This is a genomic window from Leifsonia sp. 1010, from assembly GCF_031455295.1.
GTDB lineage: Bacteria > Actinomycetota > Actinomycetes > Actinomycetales > Microbacteriaceae > Leifsonia.
Map to the genome: position 1 here is coordinate 2,088,361 of NZ_JAVDSL010000001.1, position 22,689 is coordinate 2,111,049.

The 22,689-nt window shown below is 70.7% G+C and carries 26 protein-coding genes and 1 pseudogene; 11 read left to right on the forward strand and 16 right to left on the reverse strand.

Translation table 11 applies throughout. The features are described 5' to 3' along the window. Positions 1–99 precede the first annotated feature (99 nt). The 3 genes from J2Y42_RS10060 to J2Y42_RS10070 all read left to right on the forward strand — a co-directional run bounded on the left by J2Y42_RS10060 (position 100) and on the right by J2Y42_RS10070 (position 2,579). Complete coding sequence (locus J2Y42_RS10060; RefSeq protein WP_309857610.1) at positions 100–1,443, forward strand: MFS transporter; 1,344 nt, start codon at positions 100–102, stop codon at positions 1,441–1,443. Positions 1,444–1,530: 87 nt separating this feature from the next. Beyond that, a complete protein-coding gene (locus J2Y42_RS10065; protein ID WP_018190249.1) occupies positions 1,531–1,734 on the forward strand; it encodes a hypothetical protein in 204 nt (67 codons plus the stop codon). Positions 1,735–1,817: 83 nt separating this feature from the next. Next, positions 1,818–2,579 (forward strand): EAL domain-containing protein, encoded by a 762-nt coding sequence (locus tag J2Y42_RS10070; protein ID WP_309857613.1) that lies wholly within the window; start codon positions 1,818–1,820, stop codon positions 2,577–2,579. A gap of 87 nt (positions 2,580–2,666) precedes the next feature. Here J2Y42_RS10070 and J2Y42_RS10075 read toward each other — a convergent pair whose 3' ends face one another. Beyond that, complete coding sequence (locus tag J2Y42_RS10075; protein WP_018190251.1) at positions 2,667–2,924, reverse strand: hypothetical protein; 258 nt, start codon at positions 2,922–2,924, stop codon at positions 2,667–2,669. 125 nt (positions 2,925–3,049) lie between these two features. On the opposite strand from J2Y42_RS10075, the gene J2Y42_RS10080 reads away from it, so the two are divergent. After that, positions 3,050–3,364 carry a hypothetical protein gene (locus tag J2Y42_RS10080; protein ID WP_089875077.1) on the forward strand — a complete coding sequence of 105 codons (315 nt, stop codon included), beginning with the start codon at positions 3,050–3,052 and terminating at the stop codon, positions 3,362–3,364. A gap of 138 nt (positions 3,365–3,502) precedes the next feature. Beyond that, positions 3,503–3,766 carry a hypothetical protein gene (locus J2Y42_RS10085; protein ID WP_309857618.1) on the forward strand — a complete coding sequence of 88 codons (264 nt, stop codon included), beginning with the start codon at positions 3,503–3,505 and terminating at the stop codon, positions 3,764–3,766. Between the two features lie 104 nt (positions 3,767–3,870). On the opposite strand, the gene J2Y42_RS10090 is transcribed toward J2Y42_RS10085, so the two are convergent. Further along, positions 3,871–6,432, reverse strand: coding sequence for a DUF4062 domain-containing protein (locus J2Y42_RS10090; protein ID WP_309857620.1), 2,562 nt, complete (start codon positions 6,430–6,432; stop codon positions 3,871–3,873). Positions 6,433–6,558: 126 nt separating this feature from the next. Here J2Y42_RS10090 and J2Y42_RS10095 point away from each other — a divergent pair, with 126 nt between their 5' ends. Then, positions 6,559–6,834 (forward strand): hypothetical protein, encoded by a 276-nt coding sequence (locus J2Y42_RS10095; protein WP_309857622.1) that lies wholly within the window; start codon positions 6,559–6,561, stop codon positions 6,832–6,834. 53 nt (positions 6,835–6,887) lie between these two features. On the opposite strand, the pseudogene J2Y42_RS10100 reads toward J2Y42_RS10095, so the two are convergent. The 8 genes and pseudogenes from J2Y42_RS10100 to J2Y42_RS10135 form a co-directional block, all read right to left on the reverse strand. Further along, a pseudogene (locus J2Y42_RS10100) lies at positions 6,888–7,544 on the reverse strand (NADPH-dependent F420 reductase); the annotation flags it as partial. A gap of 58 nt (positions 7,545–7,602) precedes the next feature. Then, positions 7,603–8,745 (reverse strand): OmpA family protein, encoded by a 1,143-nt coding sequence (locus tag J2Y42_RS10105; RefSeq protein WP_309857638.1) that lies wholly within the window; start codon positions 8,743–8,745, stop codon positions 7,603–7,605. A gap of 137 nt (positions 8,746–8,882) precedes the next feature. Beyond that, positions 8,883–9,788: a hypothetical protein gene (locus tag J2Y42_RS10110; RefSeq protein WP_309857640.1), complete on the reverse strand. Its 906-nt coding sequence runs from the start codon at positions 9,786–9,788 to the stop codon at positions 8,883–8,885. A 10-nt stretch (positions 9,789–9,798) separates the two neighbouring features. Then, a complete protein-coding gene (locus J2Y42_RS10115) occupies positions 9,799–10,152 on the reverse strand; it encodes a hypothetical protein (protein WP_309857642.1) in 354 nt (117 codons plus the stop codon). Then, complete coding sequence (locus J2Y42_RS10120) at positions 10,139–10,810, reverse strand: hypothetical protein (RefSeq protein ID WP_309857653.1); 672 nt, start codon at positions 10,808–10,810, stop codon at positions 10,139–10,141. Before J2Y42_RS10120 ends, J2Y42_RS10115 begins: the two co-directional genes overlap by 14 nt. A gap of 84 nt (positions 10,811–10,894) precedes the next feature. After that, positions 10,895–11,581, reverse strand: coding sequence for a glycosyltransferase (locus J2Y42_RS10125; RefSeq protein WP_309857656.1), 687 nt, complete (start codon positions 11,579–11,581; stop codon positions 10,895–10,897). Beyond that, a complete protein-coding gene (locus J2Y42_RS10130) occupies positions 11,578–12,825 on the reverse strand; it encodes a PIG-L family deacetylase (RefSeq protein ID WP_309857659.1) in 1,248 nt (415 codons plus the stop codon). The genes J2Y42_RS10125 and J2Y42_RS10130 overlap by 4 nt, the downstream gene beginning before the upstream one ends. A 20-nt stretch (positions 12,826–12,845) precedes the next feature. Then, the gene (locus J2Y42_RS10135) at positions 12,846–13,856 is read right to left on the reverse strand and encodes an acyl-CoA dehydrogenase family protein (RefSeq protein WP_309857663.1); all 1,011 of its coding nucleotides are present in this window, start codon (positions 13,854–13,856) and stop codon (positions 12,846–12,848) included. Positions 13,857–13,966: 110 nt separating this feature from the next. Between J2Y42_RS10135 and J2Y42_RS10140 the strand changes: the two genes are divergently transcribed. Beyond that, on the forward strand, positions 13,967–14,782 hold the full coding sequence (locus J2Y42_RS10140) for an ATP-binding cassette domain-containing protein (RefSeq protein ID WP_309857665.1): 816 nt from the start codon (positions 13,967–13,969) through the stop codon (positions 14,780–14,782). Continuing rightward, positions 14,779–15,618 (forward strand): alpha/beta fold hydrolase, encoded by an 840-nt coding sequence (locus J2Y42_RS10145; protein ID WP_309857668.1) that lies wholly within the window; start codon positions 14,779–14,781, stop codon positions 15,616–15,618. The genes J2Y42_RS10140 and J2Y42_RS10145 overlap by 4 nt, the downstream gene beginning before the upstream one ends. Here J2Y42_RS10145 and J2Y42_RS10150 read toward each other — a convergent pair. Beyond that, positions 15,567–16,961: a DUF2252 domain-containing protein gene (locus J2Y42_RS10150; RefSeq protein WP_309857670.1), complete on the reverse strand. Its 1,395-nt coding sequence runs from the start codon at positions 16,959–16,961 to the stop codon at positions 15,567–15,569. The genes J2Y42_RS10145 and J2Y42_RS10150 overlap by 52 nt on opposite strands. Before the next feature lie 100 nt (positions 16,962–17,061). Between J2Y42_RS10150 and J2Y42_RS10155 the strand changes: the two genes are divergently transcribed. Both J2Y42_RS10155 and J2Y42_RS10160 read left to right on the forward strand, forming a co-directional pair. Beyond that, positions 17,062–17,415, forward strand: a complete 354-nt coding sequence (locus J2Y42_RS10155) for a hypothetical protein (RefSeq protein WP_309857673.1) — start codon at positions 17,062–17,064, stop codon at positions 17,413–17,415. A 164-nt stretch (positions 17,416–17,579) separates the two neighbouring features. Beyond that, a complete protein-coding gene (locus tag J2Y42_RS10160) occupies positions 17,580–17,921 on the forward strand; it encodes a hypothetical protein (RefSeq protein WP_309857675.1) in 342 nt (113 codons plus the stop codon). Between the two features lie 2 nt (positions 17,922–17,923). Here the strand turns inward: J2Y42_RS10160 and J2Y42_RS10165 are convergent, their stop codons facing one another. The 3 genes from J2Y42_RS10165 to J2Y42_RS10175 all read right to left on the reverse strand — a co-directional run bounded on the left by J2Y42_RS10165 (position 17,924) and on the right by J2Y42_RS10175 (position 18,758). Next, on the reverse strand, positions 17,924–18,184 hold the full coding sequence (locus J2Y42_RS10165) for a hypothetical protein (RefSeq protein ID WP_309857680.1): 261 nt from the start codon (positions 18,182–18,184) through the stop codon (positions 17,924–17,926). A 72-nt stretch (positions 18,185–18,256) separates the two neighbouring features. Continuing rightward, positions 18,257–18,505 carry a hypothetical protein gene (locus tag J2Y42_RS10170; protein ID WP_309857681.1) on the reverse strand — a complete coding sequence of 83 codons (249 nt, stop codon included), beginning with the start codon at positions 18,503–18,505 and terminating at the stop codon, positions 18,257–18,259. Next, a complete protein-coding gene (locus J2Y42_RS10175) occupies positions 18,495–18,758 on the reverse strand; it encodes a hypothetical protein (protein WP_309857683.1) in 264 nt (87 codons plus the stop codon). The genes J2Y42_RS10170 and J2Y42_RS10175 overlap by 11 nt, the downstream gene beginning before the upstream one ends. Before the next feature lie 737 nt (positions 18,759–19,495). Here J2Y42_RS10175 and J2Y42_RS10180 point away from each other — a divergent pair. Then, positions 19,496–20,584: an ATP-binding protein gene (locus J2Y42_RS10180; RefSeq protein ID WP_309857685.1), complete on the forward strand. Its 1,089-nt coding sequence runs from the start codon at positions 19,496–19,498 to the stop codon at positions 20,582–20,584. A 135-nt stretch (positions 20,585–20,719) separates the two neighbouring features. On the opposite strand, the gene J2Y42_RS10185 is transcribed toward J2Y42_RS10180, so the two are convergent. Next, positions 20,720–21,973, reverse strand: a complete 1,254-nt coding sequence (locus J2Y42_RS10185; protein ID WP_309857686.1) for an AI-2E family transporter — start codon at positions 21,971–21,973, stop codon at positions 20,720–20,722. Between the two features lie 154 nt (positions 21,974–22,127). Continuing rightward, the gene (locus tag J2Y42_RS10190; RefSeq protein ID WP_309857689.1) at positions 22,128–22,619 is read right to left on the reverse strand and encodes an SHOCT domain-containing protein; all 492 of its coding nucleotides are present in this window, start codon (positions 22,617–22,619) and stop codon (positions 22,128–22,130) included. Between the last annotated feature and the right edge of the window lie 70 nt (positions 22,620–22,689).

Here is a 22,689-nt window from a genome sequence, read left to right on the forward strand (position 1 = left end):
CGCCACCGTCGAGTCCGCAAACTTTGCACATCCCCGCGCCGCGTCGCGTGCAATTTGTGCGTACTCGACGGTGGGCGGAGGGGCCGGTAGGGTTCGCGTATGACGACGGCGTCACCAGAGCGGGGCATGCGCACGTTCGCGCAGGTGCTCGTCAACACGGCCGTGGCCAACGTCACGACGAGCTACCTCTGGTTCGCCCTGACCTTCTGGGTCTACCTCGAGACCCGGTCGGTGCTCGCGACGGGCATCGTGGGCGGCGCCTACATGCTCCTGGTGGCCGTGTTCTCGATCCTCTTCGGCACCATCGTCGATCGGCATCGCAAGCAGCATGTGATGATGCTCGCCTCTCTGCTGACGCTCGCCGCGTTCTCCATCGCCGGGGTGCTCTACCTGATCTTCCCGGAGGAGGCACTGCTCGACCTGGGCGGCCCGATGTTCTGGATCTTCGCGGGGATCATCCTCTTCGGCGCCGTCGTCGAGAACCTGCGCAACATCGCCCTGTCCACCACGGTCACCCTGCTCGTCCCGGTCGAGCGGCACGCCAACGCCAACGGGCTCGTCGGCACTGTTCAAGGCCTCGCGTTCATCGTCACCAGCGTCTTCAGCGGTCTCTCCATCGGACTGCTCGGGATGGGGTGGACGCTGGTCATCGCGATCGTCCTGACCGGCCTCGCCGCCTTCCACCTGCTCCTGCTGCGCATCCCCGAGGAGCTCCCGGAGCGCGACGCCTCCGCGTCGGCCGTCGACCTGCGGGGGAGCATCGCGGCCATCCGCCAGGCGCCCGGGCTCTTCGCCCTCATCATCTTCTCGACGTTCAACAACCTGATCGGCGGCGTCTACCTCGCCCTGATGGACCCGTACGGCCTGGAGCTCTTCGCGGTGGAGCTGTGGGGCATCGTCCTCGGCGTCGCCTCCACGGGTTTCATCATCGGCGGGCTCGTGGTCGCGAAGTTCGGGCTCGGCAGGAACCCCATCCGCACCATGCTGATCCTGGTCGCCATCATGGGGCTGCTCGGCGCGACCTTCACGCTCCGCGAGTGGTGGCTGCTGTACGCGGCGGGCATCTGGGCGTACATGGCGCTCATCCCGGCCGTGGAGGCGTCCGAGCAGACCGTCATCCAGAAGATCGTGCCGTTCGCCCGGCAGGGTCGCGTCTTCGGTTTCGCGCAGGCGCTGGAGTCGGCCGCCGCCCCGATCACCGCATTCTTGATCGCTCCTGTCGCACAGTTCCTGATCATCCCGTACATGGCGTCCGAGGCCGGCTCCGCCACCTGGGGCTGGCTCCTCGGCGACGGCAGTGCGCGCGGGATCGCCCTGGTGTTCCTGATCTCGGGTCTCATCATGGTCGGACTCGCGCTCGGAGCCTTCCTCACCCGTTCCTACCGTCTCCTCTCCGACGAGTACCGGGGGAGCGCCACGGATGCGGTGATGACGATTCGGTGAACAGGCCGAGTCGGGTCTGCCCCGCACGCTGTGGACTGGCTATGCTTCGGATCGTTCGGGGGAAGGCCATCCGGAGGGGGAAAGGCCATGTACGGTCTGTCATCGGCGGGAGCATTCGCCGCGGCGGTCGCTGTCGCAGCGATCGTCCTGCTGCTCGCGCCCGTGGGCGAGGCGGTGTCGCCGGTCGTCCAGGCGGTGGATCTGGTGGTCGCCGGGGTCGCGGGGGCGGCCGCAGCGACGTTCTTGAGCATCGCGGGAGGTCAACGGCACCGCCGGCGACGAGCCCGCTAGCGCCACACCCCCGTTCTTCGCAAGGGGTCCCTTAAAAGTTGACAAGCTAGCTTGGCGTGGGAATCATCACGAGGGTGACGTTGGTGGACGGGACCCTCGAGGACTTCGCCCGCGATTTCGAGATCGCGCTGGCGCAGCGCCAGGTCACTGCTGCCTACCAGCCCCAGATCGAGGTCTCCGACGGCTCGGTCGTCGGGGTGGAGGCGCTCGCCCGCTGGACCCATCCGGAGCGCGGCGAGGTCGCGCCCGACGTCTTCGTCGACGTCGCGCAGAAGACCGGCCTGCTCCCGCTGCTGACGGCACGAATCATCTCCGACGTGACCTCCCAGTACATCCCCGGCTGCACCATCGACGTGGCGGTCAACGTCTCGGCGACCCAGCTGGAGGATCCCTCGCTCTACGACATGTTCGAGGGCGCCTTCGCAACCGGCCGGTGCGACCCGGAGACGCTGATCGTCGAGGTGACCGAGAGCTACAGCATCGAGCACCCGGAACGGGTGGCGGCTCCGCTGGAGGCGCTCGCCGCGGCGGGCGTCACGATCTCGGTGGACGACTTCGGGACGGGGCATTCGTCGTTCGCTCGGGTGGAGTCCCTTCATGCCCGGGAGCTCAAGCTCGATCGGAGCCTGGTCCAGGCCGACGACCGCGTGCACGAGGTCGCCCAGATCATCAGCGAGGCGCACCGCCGGGGCATCCGGGTCGTCGGCGAGGGGGTCGAGAGCCGCGGGCAGCTCGACCGGCTGGCCGCGGCGGGCTGCGACAGGGCCCAGGGATATTGGATCGCGCGCCCTCAGCCGGCGCCTGCGCTGCTGTCGTGGTACCGGATGCGCACGCGCGAGTCCTGACAACCGGACGTCGCGCAACGTCCTGATGCAGAACACGCCCGGCCTGTGGTCAGGCCGGGCGCGTCCGGGTCGTCAGGTGAGGGCTGCTCAGAGCGCGTCGAACGAGTCGATGTCGACGCGCGACTCCTCCTGGCGGGGAGCGGGCGGGTCGACCTCGATCTGCGCCCAGGTGACCGGCATGCCCGGGGAGAACAGCACATCCACGCCGGGGCCGCCCCGCAGCGGCGGGATCGTGACATAGCCGCCGCCGGCGCGAACGGCCTCCAGGATCTTCCCGCGCAGGTCGTCCACCGGATCGGGGAGGAAGTAGTCCTTTCCATCGACCGTGAGGCGGTGAACGATCATGCGGTGATCCTTTCCGTGGGGATGATGTAGAAGACTATCGCGCGGTCACGATACACCTGTATTCCGGGCGGGTAAGCTCGCAGCAGCGCCGAAAGGCGCCACGAACGACCAGAGGAAAGGTATCCGTGGGCACACTCCGCTACGACGGCGAAAGCTACGAACTCGACGATCGCCTGCTCTTCCACATGCAGATCGCGATCAGCACCAAGCTCCGCCGCGGGGAGAACTTCTTCCTCACCTGGCCGGTGCCGGCCGAGCTCGGCAGCGGGCGTCACACCGTCTGGGTCGACAACGGCGTCCCCCTGCACATCTTCTTCTCCGGCTCCAAGGTGCCGACCCTCAACAAGGACTGGATCGAGGCCATGATCCAGACCGCCAGCCGGGCCTCCGGAATGATCGTCATGGAGGAGTCCGAGATCCGCCCGAACCCGCGGGGTTGATGCTGGCCCAGCGCTTATAGCGGAAGCGTTTGGCGAAAACAAGGCCCCCCGATTTTCTTGCTTCCCCGAGCGGGTAGTTCGATCATCTAACTAGATCTTCGAATCGCACCACGACGGAAGAGAAGTAAGGAAAGAACCATGGCCGAGTCCCTCGCAGAAATCGTCGACCTGCCCACCGAGTACGTCTCGTGGCACTCGCCGGCGGCCGCCCTCTGGGTCGCCTCGACGCCGACCGCGTACGTGGGCATGGTGGACCGCAACCACGACGGTTTCATCGCCACCGACTGCACCGGCCGTGAGCTGGGCGTGTACGGGACGCTGGAGTCCGCACGCGTCGCCGTCTACGGCGCCTGGGTCGCCCCGGCTCCGGCCGAGGCCGAGGAGCGGGCGCTCATCGCCTGACCTCCCTGAACCATCCCGGCCGGCGTTTCGGGTGCGCCAACCGGGATCCGACGGAGCCCCGGCACCTCTTCAGGTGCCGGGGCTCCCATCGTTAACGGGCGCGCTCAGTTCAGGCTCGGCTCCGCGAGCGCCTCGGCCACGGCCTGTTCGACGCTGAGCTCGCGACCCTCGGACACCGCGGCCGCCAGCCGCCCGGCCGGCGCCACGGAGGCGAGGCGGTCCAGGTACCGCTGGTGGAAGGTGAACGTCGGCCCGTTGTGGGTTCCCGACCGCTCCCGCAGGGCGTGCGCGGCGCCCGCAAGCCGCCCGGCGCGATCGACGTCGCCGGCGAGGGCCGCCACGGCCGCCAAGCCCTCCAGCCCGTACGCGATGCCCTCGATGTGCCCGAGGGATGTGGAGAGGGTCACGCTCAGCGAGAAGTCCTTCCTGGCGTCCTCGGGAGAGCCGAGCAGGAGATGCGCCCAGCCGAGGTGGTAGGAGGCGATCCGCCCTCCTACGGCGTCGCCGGCTCGCTGCGTGAGGGCGAGGGACTCGTCGAACCGCTCGAAAGCGGTATGCAGCTCCTGGCGCAGCAGGGCGACCCGGCCGAGCAGCACGAGGGCCATGGCCTCGCCCCACACATCGCCGGTCTCGCGGAACAGCTGGAGGCTCCGCTCCATGACCTCCGACGCGCGGTCGGTGTCCGGCTTCTCGCCGGCGAGGAGCGCGAGAGCGAGCGAGATCTGCGCCATCGCCTCGCCCGAGCGGTCGGCGCAGCGGCCGAACAGGTCGGCGCTTTCCGCGAGGTCGGCGGCGACGCGTCCGTCCGGGTCCTTCCAGAACCGGATGGTCCGCGTGAAGTAGAGCGCCACCGCGCGGGTGCGGTCGTGGAGGGCGTCGCCGGACTCGAGCGGTTCGTCCATCCACGTCCGCACCTCGCCGAGCAGCCCGATCACCCAGAAGTAGAGGAACAGGTTGAAGGCTAGCTCCGCGGCGCGATCCCAGTCGCGGGCGTCCAGCAGGTAGCGCTCGGCGGCGCGCAGGTTGTCGCGCTCGTCGCCGAGCCGCTGCATCCACTCGCGCTGCCCTCCGCCCTTGAGCGGCAGCCGGGCCCGGGCGCCGAGGTCGATGAAGTACCGGGCGTGGGCGTCGCGGGCGCTCTCGAGCTCTCCGTCGCCGTGCAACTGCTCCCTGGCGTACTCGCGGACGATCGCCTGCATGGTGAAGCGCGGCCGGTCGTCGCTGTCGTGCTGGGCGACGAGGCTGGAGTCGACGAGCACGGCGAGGTCGGACAGCACGTCGGCCGCATCGTCGCCGTCCGCGCCCACGAACTCCGCCGCTTCCAGGGTGAAGCCGCCCTCGAACACTCCCAGCCGGGCGAGCAGACGGCGCTGCTCCGGCGCCAGCAGCTGCGTGCTCCACTCGATGGTGCGGCGGATGGTCTGCTGGCGCTCCGGGAGGTCGCGCGAGCCGCCGACGAGCACCGAGAGGCGCCGGTCGAGGCGGTCCAGCAGTTCGGCGGGGGAGAGCACGCGGATGCGGGCGGCCGCGAGCTCGATCGCGAGCGGAACGCCGTCGAGCGACGTGCAGACGCGGGCGACGGCGTCGGCGTTCTCCGCGGTGATCTCGAAGTCGGGCTTCACGGCGTGCGCCCGCTCGACGAAGAGGTTGACGGAGGAGTCCTCGGCGAGCGGCCCGACGTCGTAGCTCTGCTCGGCGCTCACCCGCAGCAGCGTCCTGCTGGTCACCAGCAGGGCGACCCCGGGCGCGGCCGCGAGCAGGCCGGTCAGCAGGGGCGCCGCATCCAGAACCTGCTCGAAGTTGTCGAGAACGAGCAGAATGCTGCGGTCGCGCAACGCCGTCGCGAGATTGTCGAGGATGGGCGCGTCTCCGGTGTCGCGCACGCCGAGGGCCTGCGCGATGCGGTTCGGAACCCGCTGCGGGTCGTGCACGGCCGAGAGGTCGACGAACACCGCGCCGTCGTCGAAGTGCTGGGCCGCGGCGCGCGCCGCCGCGATGGCGAGCCGGCTCTTGCCGATGCCGCCGGGGCCGACCAGCGTCACCAGACGGGTGCCGCGCGCGAGCCGGTCGCCGATCGCCGCGATATCCGTGTCGCGTCCGACCAGCCCGGTGAGCGGGACCGGCAGGCGCACCGGCTCCACGACGCGGTCGGCGTCGCTCGCCACATCCGCGGTGATGAGGGCGCGGCTCTGGTCGAAGCGCTCGGCGAGCAGCGTGGCGAGGTCGTTCTCGATCAGCTGCGCCAGCTCCTTCGGCGTCTCGAAGTACTTGTACGCGGCGCGATCGTCGTCGCGGATGCGCGCCAGCAGTGTGGCGAGACGCGGCTCGCGGTGGTCGGCCGGGCTCTTGACGTAGAGCAGACGCGGCAGCTCGGCCGGGCAGAGGTTGTACTCGTCCTCGAGTCCGGATACCTCCTCGTCCGGGGCGACCCAGCCGTAGCGCTCCCAGTACAGCCCGAGGAAGACGTCGCTCTGCTCCAGGTAGGCGCGGTAGAGCTCGCGCGGGGGATGCGGACGAGCGCCCAGCTCGAACATGACGGGGGCGAGATGCAACCGCTCGATGGCGGTCCGCGCTGCCCGGCGCTCAGCGGCGAGCTCCTGCAGCGTGGAGGAGACGAAGATCCGGAGCCGCTGGTCCGGCGTCCGGATTACATGAGGGTGGCTCATGTCACGTCATTGTGTTGCCTCCGTCGAGAAATGTACAGAGGGCGTGCCGTGCGCCTCTCGTAGCACTCCGAATCGGTCGTGCGCAAGGCGGTACAGAGGATTCGCGATCGGAGGTTAGCTAGGGAGGTGAAGGAAATCGCGTGGTACGTACTGGGCTTCGCGCTGGCGGTCTGCGCCATCGCGGTAGGGCTGCTCGTGGCGCCCGACGCCGCCGATGCCACCGAGGGCACCGGCGGTCTGCTGCAGCATCTGACTCCCACCGAATGGGCGGATCTGGTGGTCGCCCTGGTGTTCGCCGCGATCGCGTTCGTCAGCGGCAGCTACCTGTCGTCGCGTGCGGCCGCCGCGGCCGACGACGTCGATCTGACCGTGGAGCTCGTCACCGCGCAGCGCGCGGGCTAAGGGGTCGGGGCTGACGGGCCGGGGCGCGAGGGAATGACGCGCCCCGGCTCTTGTCACATGTCGCGGTAGCGCTTCGCGGCGGCCAGCGCCTCACGGAGGCCCGCGACGTCGTAGCGGCGCACGTAGGCCGGGGTGTCGCGCTGGGCACGCCATCCCTCGGACAGCTCGCCGATGTCGACGGCGTCGAATCCGAACTCGTCGATCAACGCGGCGACGCGCTCCCGTGCGGCCGGGTCGTCGCCGGCGACGATGAGGGCCCGGCGGTCCGGGCTGCCGGCCGGCAGGCTCTGGCTGGTGAGCTCGGCAGCGCCGATGTGGTTGAAGGCCTTCACGACGTGCGAGGTCGGCAGCACCTTCTGCAGGCGCTCCGCGACCGTGGTGGACTCGTCGTCCAGCTCTGCGATGTGCCCGTCGCGCTGCGGGTAGTAGTTGTTCGTGTCGATGACGATCTTGCCGGCCAGCTCGTCGACCGGGAGGGTCGCCTCGGCGGCGAGTGGTGTCGTGACCACGACGATGTCGCCTGCGGCGGCCGCCTCGGCCGGGGTGGCGGCTCTGGCGTGCTCGCCGAGCTCGTCCACGAGCCCGCTCAGCGTCTCCGGGCCGCGCGAGTTGCTGAGCACGACGTCGTGGCCGCGGGCCACCGCGAGGCGTGCGAGCTGGGAGCCGATGTGTCCTGAACCGATGAATCCGATTGTCGTCATACGGGCGGCAACCGGAGCGGACTCTGGATGATTCCCGCGGGCCGCATACCGGGCAGCGGCATCCCGGTCAGCCGCAGAGTCCGACGCCGGCCGATGTGAGGATGACGGTGCGGTTCTGCTCCGCGACGGCGTCCGAGTAGGCGCCCGAGGCGTCGGTCTCCTTCTTCCAGCCGCACCACTCGAAGCCGACCCCCGCGGTCTGAAGCAGGGTGGCGGGCACGCCGAGACCCACCAGCGCCGACTTGACCGCATCCGCCCGCTTCAGGGAGAGCGCGGTGTCGGCGGTGTTGTCGGTCGCCTGGTCCTTGGATGCGGTGCCCGTGATGGTCACCGGCTTGCCGTTCTGCTCGATCGCGGGCACGAGGGTGGCGAGCACGTTCTGGGCCGCGGCCGGATCGGAGAAGGTCGCCGTGTCCTTCGTGAAGAGCAGTTCGCTGTTGCGGATGACCACGGGCTTCGACCAGTCCGTCTTCGTGGCGACCGGCTCGATGGTCACCGGACTGACGGCAGGGAGCCCGGCGGCCGCATTCCCGGAGGCCGGCTCGGGGAGAAGCGAGAGCGTCCCTCCGGCGGCCGTGATCACGGCGGACCAGATCGCCTCCAGGTTGCTGCGCGCCGGAACAGTCAGCGGCTGCTGCGCGCCCGCGGTGTCGCCCATCCCGGACCAGTACACGGTGACGCCCTTCAGGTCCGTCGGAAGCAGCTTCCGGGAGGTCAGATCGGAGACCACCTGCGCCGGATCGGCGTAGAGCAGGCCGGTTCCGGCGAAGTTCAGCGGGTCGGTGGTCTGCAGCCCGCTGCCGACGACGATGACGCCCATCGGGTCGCCGCCGAGGTTGCGTGACGCCTGGTCGATGGCGCCCAGGTAGTCGACCTCCGGGGCCGACGCCTTGAGACCGTCGATGTACGAGGTGATCTGCGTGAGCTTGGTGCGCTGGTCGTTCTGGCAGACGATCGCATCCTGAGCCGACGACCCGAGCGCTGTCGTGCCCATGACCTGCGGCGTGCCGGATGGCACGACGACGGTCACGCTGCCGTTCGTCTTGCCGGCCGCCTGCAGCTGAGCCGACGCCGACGCCGGGAGGGTCACGGCCGGTGCGTTCGCCGTGCTCCCGGCGACGACGCCGAGGTTGCGCTTGTGCGACTGGTCGCACGCCTCGCCGGATGCCGTCGCCGGAGCGCACGCCGCGAGTCCCGCGACGACCGCCACGACGACCCCTGCAACCGCTCCCGCCCGAACGCCGCGCTTCCCCCACCGTCGAGTCCGCGAAGACTGACCGTCTTCGTGGCGCGTCGCGTGCAATTCGTGCGTACTCGACGGGGGGAGGTGGGGCATGCGGGAGCCTTTCACGCGGTCGGGGAGGTCGGGGCGGTCGGAGAGGTGGGCGACGCGGAGGCGCCGGGCGGGAGGGGCGGGGCGAGGTCGGGGGATTCGACGCTGCGGCGGGCGCGCAGCTCGCGGATGATCTGGCTGGTGCTCTCCGGGTCGCGCTCGCGCTGTGCCAGGCGGGTCGCGAGCTGGGCGCGCACCACATCCATCCGGGAGTGGAACGTGACGCGGGCGCCCGTGTACCGGACGGCGTCGTGCGCGTCGAGCTGCATCGCCAGGCGGGTGCGCTCCTCGGCGGCGACCGCCTCGCCGTGCAGCCGATCGCGGAGCAGCCGCAGCCGGGCGGCCTGTGCGTGCGCCTTCTCGGCGGCGGTGAGGAGCGGCTTCGTCGTCAGCCACGCCACGACGAAGCTGAGCGCGCCGGAGGTGGCCAGCACGCCCAGCATGAGGAACGCCATGATCGTGTCCGGCGCGGTCCACGAGAACCCGGCCGGCGCGGCCGTCTCGGCTCCGCCGACGAGGCCGGTCAGCCCGCCCGCGCTCTGCGCGTCGATGCCCGCCTTGATCCGGGCGATCGTGATGGCGGCGAGGATGGCGGCCCAGACCAGTCCGAGCACGACCGAGGTGATGATCCACCTCCGCGACATGACGCCCGCCTGGACGCGACGGAGCAGGATGGCCACGACGTGCGGCAGGGTGACGACCGCGAGCGAGATGCCGAGCGTGATGACGTACATCTGCAGCCCGATCGACCCGTACTGGCTGTCGTTGCGGAGGAGGAGCGTCAGCGCCTGCGCGAGCAGGATGTAGTCCACCGCGATCATGGCGACGAGCAGCACGTAGACCATGACGTGGGCGAAGGGCGAGATGTGGCCGACGTGGGGACGCAGGCGCGGAGGGCGGGTGACGATGTCGCGTGCCATGGGCGGCCTCTCAGGCGTAGGAGTGGAAGTCGGGATCGTGGCCGGCGAGCTTGGCGTCGAGCCGCGCGACGTCCTGGTCGGCGCGGCGGATGTCGTCCTCGGCGCGCTCGAGCGCTCGGCGGATGAGCTCCTGCCGAGCTTGCGCCTCGGCGACGCGGGCGGAGGCGATGGCGACGTTGCGGGTGCGCTGCCGCTCCAGCTCGGCGACCCCCGCACGCTCGAAGGCGGCGAGCTCGTGCTCGAAGACCTCCAGGGTCTCGACGTCGACGGCGTGGCGCATGCGCCGCAGCCGCCGGAGCAGCCGCCGGCGGAGGCCGCCGGTGGCGGGGACGCGGTAGTCGGTCAGTCGGTCACGCCGAGGCATCGGTCCTCCTGTGGTGGTCGTCGTGGCCGGCGGTGACGCCGGCGGTCTCCTCGCCCGCTGTGCGTGCTGCGGCGATGGGGTGCAGGGCGTCAACGGCGGTACCGCGTGAGGTGAGCCAGTCGGAGCGGTGCAGGGCGGGCGGATGCGCGGATACGCGTCCCGATGTCGCCTGACGGAGGGCGCCCCAGTACACGGCGGCCTTCTCGTCGGAGCGGTCGAACATCCGTGCCGCCCGCAATTGCGCGGCGGTGAACCGCGCGTTGATCAGCGCGCTGAGCTCGTCGCTGCGCCGGTGCGCCCGGCGGATGCGCCGCTCCAGCCGCCGCAGCTCCTCGAACGCGGTGCCCTGTCCTTCGGCGATGCGGAGCCGGTCGCCCTCGGGAAGCCGGTCGATCCGTTCCTCGTACGTGTCGAGGTCGGAGCGGAGGGCGGAGGTGAGGACGCGGTGCTCGGTGAGCTCGCGACGCATGCTGCGGAAGAAGCGCTGCTCCTCGCGGCGGGCGAACGCGTCGGCCCTGGTCTGCAGGGTGGCGACGGTCGGCGACGTGCGGTCGCCCGCATCCACCTCGCTGTCGTGGACGGTGGCCGCGTCGCGGCGCGCCAGCCGGACCAGGCGGCGTCGGGCGAACGGCCCGAGTCTCAGCGGCTGCGTCGTCATAACGGGCGAGCGTAGGGAGTCGGCCTGTGCGTCCCCTAGGTGTACGTCGAAGGAAGCCCGAACGTGATCCAACTGTGACCGCGCCTAGCGGTCGGCCGCCAGCGCCTCCAGGTAGCCCGCGTACCCCGCCGGTGCGCGCCCGCGCAGCCGGGCCGAGGTGACGACCGGCTCGTGCTCGGACGACAGCATCACGATGCCCGATTCCCGCAGGCGCGCGGCCAGGCGGACGTCCTCCGCGGTGGCGAGCGGCGGGAAGCCGCCGGCCCGGCGGTAGGCGGATGCGCGCATCCCCAGGTTCGCCCCGTGCACGTGGCCGAGGGTCGCGCCCGGGGGATGCCGGTCCTCCCAGACGCGGCGGCGCTCGGCGTCGAGGTCGTCGAGCACCGGGACGACGGCGCCCGTGTACGCGTCGGCATGCCTGGCGGCGCGCAGGTGCTCGGCGAGCCACCCGCGCGGAACCGTGCCGTCCGCGTCGGTGAAGGCAAGCCACACGCTCTCCGGGTCCTGCCCGCTGCCGGCGAGCGCGGTCTCGACGCCATGCGCGCGGCTGCGGCCGACGTTCCCGAACTCCACGGTGACCGTGCGAACAGCAGGATGCCGGCCGGCGATCGCCGCCGAGCCGTCCGTGCACGCGTCGAGGACCAGGACGATGTCCGTCGGCACGCCCACGATCGCCGCGGCATCCTCGACCGACCTCAGGCAGGCGTCCAGCGTGGGGGCCTCGTCGCGGGCCGGGATCACGACGACCGCTCGACGGATCGCCGGCCTCATCGCAGGACCTCCAGCACGAACTCCTCGTCGCGATGCACGACCACGGGCCGCAGGCCGGACCGTTCCCGGAATCGGGCATGCGCCGCCTCTCCCGACTGGGCGAAGTCGTCGGAGTCGCCCGTCCAGTGGCAGAGCAGCACCTCGCCGCCCTGCGCCAGGGAGCCGACGATGCGGTCGATGACTGCATCCCACTCGTCTTCGGCGAGGTAGTACGCCAGCTCGGAGACGATCACGAGGTCGGTGCCGTGGTCCGCGGCGGCCGGCCACTCCTGCGGGACGCGCATGCGCTCGACCACGACGTTCGGCCGGTCGCGCAGCCGCTCGGCCGCGGCCTCCACAGCCGACGCGGAGCCGTCCACCGCGATCAGCTCGTCACACCGATCGGCGAGCACGGAGGTCGTCTCCCCGATCGAGCAGCCGAGTTCGACGGCCCGGCCGTACCGCTCGCGGGGGAGGGATGCGGCGAGCACCGCCCGCCGCCGCCGCTCGTACCAGCGGGTGCGGACACGCCACGGGTCGTCGCGTTCGTGGTGCATCCGCTCGAAGTGCTGATCCGCCGGCTCGGGCGGCTCGATGACGACCTCGCGGCCGTCGGCGGCCCGCTCGACGAAGCCCGGTTCCAGCACGCCGTCCGGGTTGTGCGAGGTCCGCAGCTGCGAGGCGAATGCGGCGAGGGCGGTGCGCTTGCTGCTCCGCTCGCCGGCGTCGAGGACCACCTCGCGCACCCGCCGCCAGGGGACATCGGCCGGTGTGCCCCACTGCCAGAGCCAGACCGGGTACAGCAGGACGCGCCGTCCGCGTTCGCGGGCGGCCGCGACGACCTCCCGGCCGAGGGTCCGGTGGTCGCCGTGCCGGTCGCCGGTCCAGGGAGCGAGCACCAGACGGTTTCCCGCGTCCGAGGGAGTGTCGAGGATCTCCGCGATCGCGGTGCGGAGGTCGTCCGCGTGGTGTTTCAGGGCTCCGTCGGGCAGGCCCAGCGCGAGGGGCGCGGCTGCGGGAGCCGTCGGGAGTCCGAGGGTCGCGAGTGCGGCATCCAACTCGTCCATCCGCCCCGGATCGCACGCGGCCGCGACCACGACGCGGACCGGGATGCCGTCAACGGCGGCTCGGGCCAGTAGGCCGCCGACGCCGAGCGTCTCGTCGTCCGGGTGTGCGGAGAAGACGATCAGTTCATCCGGTCGGTCGTCGAAGGCGGGGACGTCCGACCACTCGTCGAGCGCCTCCCACGCGTCGGGGGCGGTCACGGCGGTACGCGGGTCGAAGCTCACCACCAGACGGACCGCGCATCCAGTCCGGCGAGGCGCTTGGCAAGCGACTCGTCGTCGCGTCCGCGGTGGTACTGCGACACGTAGAGTTCCAGGTCCGCGGCCCGGCGCGCGTGGCCCTCGTCGAAGGCCAGGGCGGCCGGTCCGAGCAGGTCGCGCACCGCGGCCAGGGTCAGCACGACGGCGTCGGCGACCGCTCCGCGCACGGTGTGGGCGAGCGCTGCAGCGTCATCGCCGGCCACGCCGTCGTCGATCAGGCCCGCCGCGTGCTCCAGCTGAAGGCGAGCGGATTCGAGAGCACGGTACAGCTCTCCGACCCGGGCGGCGAGGAGCGGATTCCCGGGCGCCGCGGCGCGCTGCGTCAGGGCGCGGAACAGCGGGAGGCAGCCGCCCCACCAGCACGCGGCGACGCCGATGCCGCCCCAGCGGAATCCGGGCCGCTCGAGATACCAGCCGGCCTCGCCCACCGGTTCGGCGGCGGCGCCCTGGAAGCGGAGCGGACCGCTCTCCACCTCGGCGAGCCCGCGTGCGACCCAGGCGGCCGGTTCGGCCGTGACGGCGTCCTGGCGCAGGTCGACGGCGAACATCCTGCGATCCTCGCCGACACTCGCAGTGACGAGTCCATGAGTGAGGCGACCGCCGAGCGAGCACCACGGCTTGACGCCGTCGAGCGTCCATCCGTCGGCATCCCGCACGGCTTCGAGAGCAGTGCCAGGAGCCTCTGCCGCGAACACGCCCCACGTCGTCCCTTCCGCGGGGTGCGGAAGCCCGGCCTCGGCGAGGATCGCGAGCGCATCGAGGTGCGGTTCGAGCACCCGTGCGGCCGTCAGGTCGATCGCGGCGATCCGCGAGAGCGCGCCGAATCGCTCCGCCGTCCGCCCACCGCCGGGCAGCGGAACCGCCTCCGGCTGAATGCGCGAGAGCGCGTCGAGCAGCGGGCCGACCCGGCCAGGCGATTCCGTCGCGACCTCCTCGTATCCGGCGAGGGCGGTCGGTGCGGAGGTCGTCATGATGACACCGTCGCACGATGCGGGCGCCCGGACGAGTCCCTTGACGGCGACCGGGTGGATGCGCAATCGCCGCGCCGCTGTGGATCGGGGGAAGTGGATAGGGTGAATCGGTGACCCCGACCGCCGCAGACAGCGTCCTCGAACTCCGCGATGTCACGTTCCGCCGCGACGGCACGCAGATCCTCGACGGGATCGACCTGACGGTCCTGGCGGGGGAGCACTGGGCGCTGCTCGGGCCGAACGGCGCGGGCAAGTCGACGGTCCTCGGGTTCTGCGGCGCGCTCACCTTCCCGACCTCCGGGACCGTGGATGTGCTGGGCCGCCGACTGGGACGCGTCGAGCTGCAGGAGCTGCGGCGGCACATCGGGCACGTGAACCCGCGGCACCCCGTGCGGTCTCCGCTCACCGTGACCGAGGTCGTACTCACCGGGATCACCGGCACACTCGAACCGCCCATGCGGTGGACGCCGACCGACGAGGAGGTCCGCCGTGCGCGCGACCTCATCCACTCGGTCGGTCTCGACGAGCGCCGGGAGGCGCGTTGGCCCACGCTGTCGCAGGGGGAGCGCGGCCGCTCGCTGATCGCGCGGGCGCTGATCTCGGATCCGCGGCTGCTGCTGCTCGACGAGCCGACGACCGGTCTCGACGTGGCGGCGCGGGAGCAGTTGCTGGAGACCATCGACGGGCTCGCGCACACGGCGCCCGAGCTCGCCAGCGTCCTGGTCACCCATCACCTGGAGGAGCTGCCGGAGACGACGACGCATGCTCTGCTGATCACGCACGGGCGCATCGTGGCGCGCGGCGGCATCGACGAGGCGGTCACGACGGAGACCGTCACGCGCGCCTTCGAGCACCGCATCCGGGTCGAGAAGGCCGACGGCCGGTGGAGCGCGCGGGCCGTGCGAGAGCGCGCGATCCCCGCATGACGACGTTCGCGACCGCCGACGACGGGACGCCGATCGCCTTCGAGGAGCGCGGCGTCGGCGTACCGGTGCTGCTGATCGCCGGGCAGGCGACGGGGATGCACGGCTGGGGCCCGTTCGCCGATGCGCTGGCGCGGGACTTCCGAATCATCGTGTTCGACCATCGCGGGATCGGGGCCAGCGGTGAGGGGGACGCCTCGCGTTACTCGACGCGCGAGTTCGCCTCCGACGCGGTCGCGGTGCTCGACGCCGCCGGTGTCGCCGCCGCCCACGTCGTCGGCCACTCGATGGGCGGCCGCGTCGCGCAGTGGCTGGCCGCCGAGGACCACGCGCGCGTGCGGCGGCTCGTCCTCATCGCCACCACCGCAGGCGATCGCACGGCACAGCGCCGTGACCCGGCCGCGGTCGCCGACCTGCTGAGCGGCGACCGCGACCGCATGCTGCCGCTGTTCTTCGACGATGCGTGGGCGGCCGAGCATCCCGACGACGTCGACCGCTTCTTCTCGCGCGTCGCCGGCCGACCGGCCCTCCGTGGGCACTTCGCAGCCAGCCGCGACCACGACGGCACGGACGCGCTGGCACGCATCCGCGCCGAGACGCTGGTGATCCACGGCACCCGGGATGCGCTCACCCCGCTGGAGCACGCGCGCCTGCTCGCGGGCGGCATCCCGAACGCGACGCTGCTCGAACTCGACGCCCGCCACGGCCTCCACCTGGACACCCCGGCGGTCGAGGATGCGGTGCGGGCGTTCCTCGCCCGTGGCGCCGCGGGACTCCGCCCCGGCCGTCAGCTGACCGCGAACCCTCCCGCCCGGGCGACCTCCACGAACTCCCGGTAGTCGGCCTCCGCCTGGTCGGCGTATCGCTCCGCCCACGTCGTCGCGGCGTGGGCGAACGCCGGTCCGGAGCCGAGGTAGCCGGAGACGAACGCCGATTTGGGGGAGCGCGCGTGCGCCCGGGCGAGCACGACGGCGCACACACGCGCGTAGTCCGAGAACTGCGCCGCGTTCATCGAGGGGATGTCGAACGACGCGTTGCGGTTGCGGAACTGGCGCAGGTAGAAGGCGAAGCCTTCGACCCGGATGAAGCCGAGGAACGGGTCGGACACCGCCTGCAGGATGCGCTGGCACGCGACGACGCGGTAGCCCTGGTCGTCCGGCAGCAGGGAGAGGTCGAGGTAGCCGGGCAGCGGCGCGACCCCGCCGAACCTCTCGACGACCGATGCGCTCGCCTCCTTGAGCTGCAGGATCACCGGCTCGCCGATCGGCCCGCGCAGCGCGATCACGAAGCATCGTGTGCCGACGCTGCCGACCCCGACGACACGGCGGGCGACGTCGTCGACGCGCAGCTGCGAGGCGAGGAGAGCCGTGTTGGGCGGGAGCGTGCGGCGGTAGCGGTCGTACGCATCCTGGGCCAGCGCCTGGATCTCGGGCTCGGCCCGGCGCAGGATCGGCGGTCGGTCGACGAAGCGCAGCACGCCGTCCTCGTCCGCGCGGAGCGTGCGGCGCGCGGCATGCTCGGTGGTCCGCTTCTTCGACTCCTTGGTTACCTGTCGGATCAGCTGCTCCATGTCCGCGCTGAGCCTGCCGCGGCCGGAGGAGACGGACGTCGGCGTGAAGTACCGCGCGGTCAGCGGCTCGGTCAGCGCCTCCTGGAGCCAGCGGCGGTACGCCTCCCCGGCCGACCGCGTCGTGTCCCGCACGAATTCGGGCGACATCCCGAGCGACCGCCCGGCGAGGACGACGCTGGTGAGCATCCGCTTGACGTCCCACTCCCACGGGCCGACCGTCGACTCGTCGAAGTCGTTGATGTCGAACACCATCGCGTTCTCGGGTGAACGGTACATGCCGAAGTTGGCGATGTGGGCGTCGCCGCAGACCACGACCTCCGCACCCGTCGTGGGCGCCGCGGCCAGATCGGCGGCCTGGATCGCCGCCGTGCCGCGGTAGAAGGCGAACGCGTCGGCGCTCATCCGCTCCACCCGCAGGTCGACGAGATTCTGCAGGCGGTCCTCGTGCTGGGAGCGGAGGATTCCCATGGGGTCGCGCCCGGGCGGGGGCGCATAGTCCGCGTGGGCGGAGCGCGGCAGCGTGGCCCGGGCCGCACGCCCGGCCGCGGCCAGCTCCTCGGGAGTGAGCGGGGTCTCCGCGCGCTCACCCGCTTCTGCGACATCCAGAGTCATGCCGCACCTCCTTCGGGAGCGACGTGCCCGCCCTCGCCGTCGGCTCTTCCGGCGAGCACGCGCTCATCATAGGTCGCCGTCTGCCGCTACGGTAAGCAGGATGCGGGAACAGATCGAGCAGGAGTGGATCGAGCACCGCCGCGAGGACGGCGAGCGCGTTGGCTGGCTGCGCCCGGACGGCGACGGCTTCGTGCCGATCGACCTCCTCGGACGCGAGCTCTCCGGCCCGACCGACTGGCTCACCGGTGAGGAGATGCTGGAGTCGGCGGGCATCGGCTACCTCGCCGACCGCTACCAGCTGCGCCTGGACGACGGCCGGTGGATGCGCGTCCGCCTCACCGAGGTCTCCACCGACCGGATCGTGGTCAAGAAGGACGACTTCGGCGCCATCGACGCGCCCCAGCTCGTGTACACGCTGCCGTTCCCCATCCCGGAGAACCTCCGCCCGGAGTGAGCCTCTCGCGGAGGATCCGGCCGCGGCGTATGTTCGGCCGGTGAGCATTGCTCGGAAACGCCCGTGGTGGGTCATCAATGCTGGCCGGTCGAGGTGGGCCGGCTATGCCTTCTACCGCCGGCACCCGGAGGCGGAGCAGATAACGCCAGGCAACGGTGGCGCCGGTGGATGACCGCAGTGCCGGACGCCATGCGTTCCATGCCGACGCTGCGACGAACGTGGAGGAGACGCCGCAACTCACGGAGGGGCGTCGGAAGGTTCGCAACGGCTGGCTGATCCTGGCGGTCGCGGCGGCCGCGCTGCTCTGGGGACTACTCGCCGACGTTCTCAACCTCGCACCATTGCACTCGGCATTGCATCCGCTTGTCACCGTCGCCATCGTCTCCGGCGGGGTGTTCACCGTCCACGGCATCCGCACGATTCGCAACGGCCGCGCCGCGCTCCGCACTGAGATCAAACGGCAGGCGGAAGCGCCCGGAACCGGTCGGGCGGTCGGCGACTCATGAGGCTAGGACCACGTTGATTTGGTCTCGTCGTTGTCGGCGTCGTCCTGGCCGTTGCCTGCCGGACCCTCTCGTTGCTGGTCACGCCACCATCGTCGAAATAAGACCGTGAGGTGGATCGACGACCCGAGCAGAAGGACGGCGAACGCGGTCGAGATGATTGCCGGCGCCCACCGCTGTGAGTCGATCGAGGATAGCCAGAGCAGCACCGCCCCCGCCCCAGTGGATGCTGGGAACGTCCAGGACACCACGAGCAAGACGGTCATGGTGCGCCTTACTTTGCGGCGGTCGTAGGTCGTCGCGGGTTTGTTCACGCCAACCACCACGGTCGTTTCCGGTCAACCATCGTCGCGCTCACCGGTCGACGACGGTTCAGGGTGGCGGAGCACCCACGCGAGGGATACCCATCCGAGAACGCTGAGGAGGGAGAAGCCCGCAGCGAGCACCCACCGCCACCCGAGGCCATGGGCCATGGCCTCGTAAATGTCGAACGCGGCGAAGGAGGTGTAGAAGATGGCGAAGAACCAGGATCCCCCGCGGTTGGTGGTGAGGACGAACCACGGCTTTTCGAGCCGGTCACCAGCCATGGTGCCCTCCTTCCGGGGTCTGCCGGTTGAGGTAGGCCACAATCGCCCACTCCCAGATCGCGAGGAGCAGGAACACGATCGACACGACGCCAGACCACCAGCCCGAGCCCGTCAACCACACGACCCCGTTGAGGAGGGCTAGGAGCGTGTAGGCGATGGCCAGGGTCATCGTCCAGCCGCGGTTGCCGCCGGTGGCTCTGGCCCACCACGGGTACTTCGACACGTCACCGGCCATCGTCGGTCCTTCCGTCATTCACGTCGCCACGGTGAGGCCACAGCCCGCTTCCCGCCGAGATGGTGCGCCCGATGGGTAGCCAACGCCGAAACTGAGTAAACGTCAATGAATTCCGATTGGAGACGCGACTCGCGAAGCCGCACCGGTCATGAGTCGGGCGCTACTCGCCGTGGCTCCGGCAGAATGTCACGGGCGTCGCCGCCCTTTCAGCCCGAAGAAGAGCACGAGACCGATGCCCGCCGCGAAGAGGAACGCGCCTACAAAGCGCCAGGGAAGCCCCCCTCCGAAAATCAACAGCGCGGACCCGACCAGCCACAGCACTATCCCGAGGATCATCAGAACTGGGCCCGTTTTCATTCGCGGCCGCCCCTGTCGCGTTCGTGTCTCGTTCGCCGGTAGGCGCGGAAGTAGGTGAAGCTCTGGAATCCGATCAGCGCCCCGAGTAAGACGTTGATCCATCCGCTCGGGCTGCCGAGCAGGAGCAACACGATGCCGGCAGTCACTCCGACCGCGGCCGCAACCGCGAACGTCCATGCGAAGTTCCGCCAGAACTCTGGGCGGCGCGATCTCGGGTCGGTCACGCGAAGGACAATACGCGCCCGCGGCGGTCATGCGTCGCTCGGCTTGGTAGGCAGGCCCCATCGCTGAAGATCACGTCACCTTCTCGACATCCTGGTCTGTCCGCGACGGGTGGCCCCGCGCTAGCATCGGCGCCACGCGGACCGGACACGGCCGCAGAACGGGGGATGAGCCGGATGATCCCGCTCACTGTCGGCACCACGGTGGATACACCGGAACGACCCGCCGTCATCGACGGCTCGCGCTTCAACAGGCACACGTTCTGGTGCGGCCAGAGCGGGTCGGGCAAGACCTACGCGCTGGGCGTCGTGCTGGAGCAGCTGCTGCTGCACACCGAGCTGCCTGTCGCCGTGCTCGACCCGAACGCCGACTTCGTGGAGCTCGCGCACACGCGCGAAGGATCCGATGGCGCCGCGGCCGAGCGGTGGGAGGGCTTCGACATCCGCGTGCTGCACTCCAGCACTCCGCGGGAGCCTCAGGTGCGCATCCGCTTCATCGACCTCAGCGTTCGCTCGAAGGGAGCCGTCGGCCGGCTCGACCCGATCGCCGACGCCGAGGAGTTCAACGCGCTGCTGCACCTGGAGGCGCGGCCGGAGCACTTCGAGCGCGGGACGTTCCTCAGCTCGCTGCTCGAGGCGGACGACCCCGCCCACCGACGGCTCGGGCTGCGCATCGACAATCTGCAGATCCTCGACTGGCCGCTGTGGGCGATGGGCGGTGGATCCGCAGCCTCGGTCGTCGACGAGCGGCCGCGTGCCACCGTGCTCGATCTAGGCGGCTTCTCGCACCCCGGGGAGCCGCAGGCGGCCGCGCTCGGCATCCTCGAACAGCTGTGGGAGCGTCGGATGGAGCGGCGGCCGCTCCTCATCGTCATCGACGAGGCGCACAACTTCTGCCCGCCGGTCGCTCGCACCGCGGTGGAGGCGCAGCTCACCGAGCAGCTCATCCAGATCGCGGCGGAGGGCCGCAAGTTCGGGCTGTGGCTCTTCCTGTCGACGCAGCGGCCGACCAAGATCCACCCGAACGTGCTCTCGCAGTGCGACAACCTCGGCCTGATGCGGATGAACTCGCCGCGCGACCTCGCGGAGCTGGCCGAGGTCTTCGGCTTCGTGCCGCACCACCTGCTGGAGCAGTCGCCGACCTTCCGCAAGGGCGAGGCGCTCTTCGCGGGCGCGTTCACCGAGGAGCCCCAGCTGGTCCGCATCGGCCGCCGGCTGACGATCGAGGGCGGGAGCGACCTGTCAGTGGAGAGCAGCGGGGTCTGACCCGGGTCGGAGATCCAGCCGCCCTGGTCGGAGAATCGCGCCTTCTCGTACCGGATCTCCATGCCGACCGCGGCCCGTCGGAGATTCGGAGCCACTTCACCTACGGAGCAGCGGAGACCGCCCTCCGCGACCGCCCTACGCCGCAGGCGGAGGGGTCTGCGCGTGCTGCTGCTTGCGCTCCGTCTTGCGCTCGACGGCTTGTTCCTTCATGAGCTCGCGCGTGTGCGTGAGGTCGCCGATGATCGGCCGCCACAGGCGGGACCTGGGGTCGGAGTCGACGAGCACCGCGCGGACGAGCAGCGTCAGCGGGATCGCCAGGATGGCGCCGATCGGGCCGAGGACGACGGCCCAGAACAGCACGGAGAAGAAGGTCAGAGTCTGGCTGAGCGCGACGGCGTTGCCGACCACCTTCGGCTGCACGATCGACTGCACGACGGCGTTGATGATGCCGTAGATCACGATGATCGCAACGACGGTGCCCCACCCGCCGGTCAGGAACCCGAAGACGAGCGGCGGCACGATCGCGATGAAGTAGCCGACGTTCGGGATGAAGCTGCAGAGGAACGACAGGATCGCCCACAGCAGCGCGGCGGGGACGCCGAGTGCCCACAGGGCCACCCCGTTGATGACGCCCTGCACGATGCCGAGCAGCGTGGTGACCACCATGTACCGGCGCACCGAGTGCGCGAAGCCGCCGAACGCGTAGACCAGGTTCGGCCGCGTCGGCTGCAGCTGCCGGAGCAGGGTCGGCGTGTATGCGGCGTCCGCGGGCATGAGGATGAGCATCGTCAACACGATCACCAGGAACGCGATCAGCCCGAACGCATTGCCGAGGAGGCCGCCGAAGAACGACAGGAAGGTGCCGGGGTCGAAACCGGCCTTGATCTGCTGCACCTGCTGCTGCCCGACGCCGATGCTCTGCAGCCACGCCGTGAAGTCGGCCCCGAGTTGCTGGAGTTGCGATTTGTACTGCGGCAGCATCCCGATGAACTGCGCGGTCGCGATCCAGAGCACGGCGATGAACCCGGCGAGGAGGGCGAACACGGTCAGGCCGACCGCTCCCGTTGCCAGACCCTGCGGGGTGCCGTGGCGCTCCAGCCAGACCCGGACCGGCTGGGCGCAGATCGTCAGGACGAGCGCGAGCAGAGTCGGGGCGAGGATGCCGCCGATCGCGGCCATCCCGAACGAGATCACCATACCGGCGGCCAGTCCGAGCAGGATGCGCACGCCGCGCCCCACGCCGCCCGCCGGTCCGAGTTCGGTGTCCGGGTCGACGGGCTCCGCCGGTGTGACGGGGTGTTTCCGCCCGCGAGAGAAAGGCCAGCGACGGCCGGTCCGGTGATCGGGCTCCGCCGGTGCCGGTGCCGGGATGGAGGCATCCTGGGTCATGAGCCGCTCCCTTTCTACGTGAAGAGCCGCGAAGCGGCCCGCGTGTGCGCCGGCTCGTCCGCCGGGAGGGCGCGGCCGGACCGGGCGCGACGCCGCAGCCGTCTGGCGACTGCTGCGCCGCGCCCGTTCGTCACGACGAACGCCCGACCGGGGTTCAGACCGTCGGTGCTGCCGGTGGCGGTGTCGCCGGTCCGGCCGGTGCGGCGGGTGCCGCGGGTGCCGCTGCGGAGGCGGCCGGGGCCGCCCCGCCCGTCGTTCCACGGCCTGCGAGTGCGTGCGCCTTCAGGTGCGCGAACTCATCGGGGGTGATCGCGCCGCTGTCGAGCAGCGCTTTCGCCTTGGCGATCTCGTCCGCCGGGCTCGATCCGGCGACCTGCCGGATGTAGTCGTCCGTGGCCGCCTGGTACTGCCTGGCTTCCTTCTGGTTGCGCTCCGCCATGCCGGGGCCGCGCGCGATCAGGTACACCAACGCCGTCAGGAAGGGCACGAAGATCAGGAAGATGATCCACAGCGCCTTCCACCACCCGTTCAGCTTGTGATCACGGAACAGGTCGCTGATGATCGCGAACAGTGCGAACAGATAGGCCACGAAGGCGAAGCTCCAGAAGAAGAGCCAGATGACGCTCCAGAAGTTGCTCCAGTCCATGTTCGGTTTCCCCTCTCCACTCCAGCTCGGCGAGCCTGGATGTGGGCTGAGAGTAACGCCGCGGATGTTG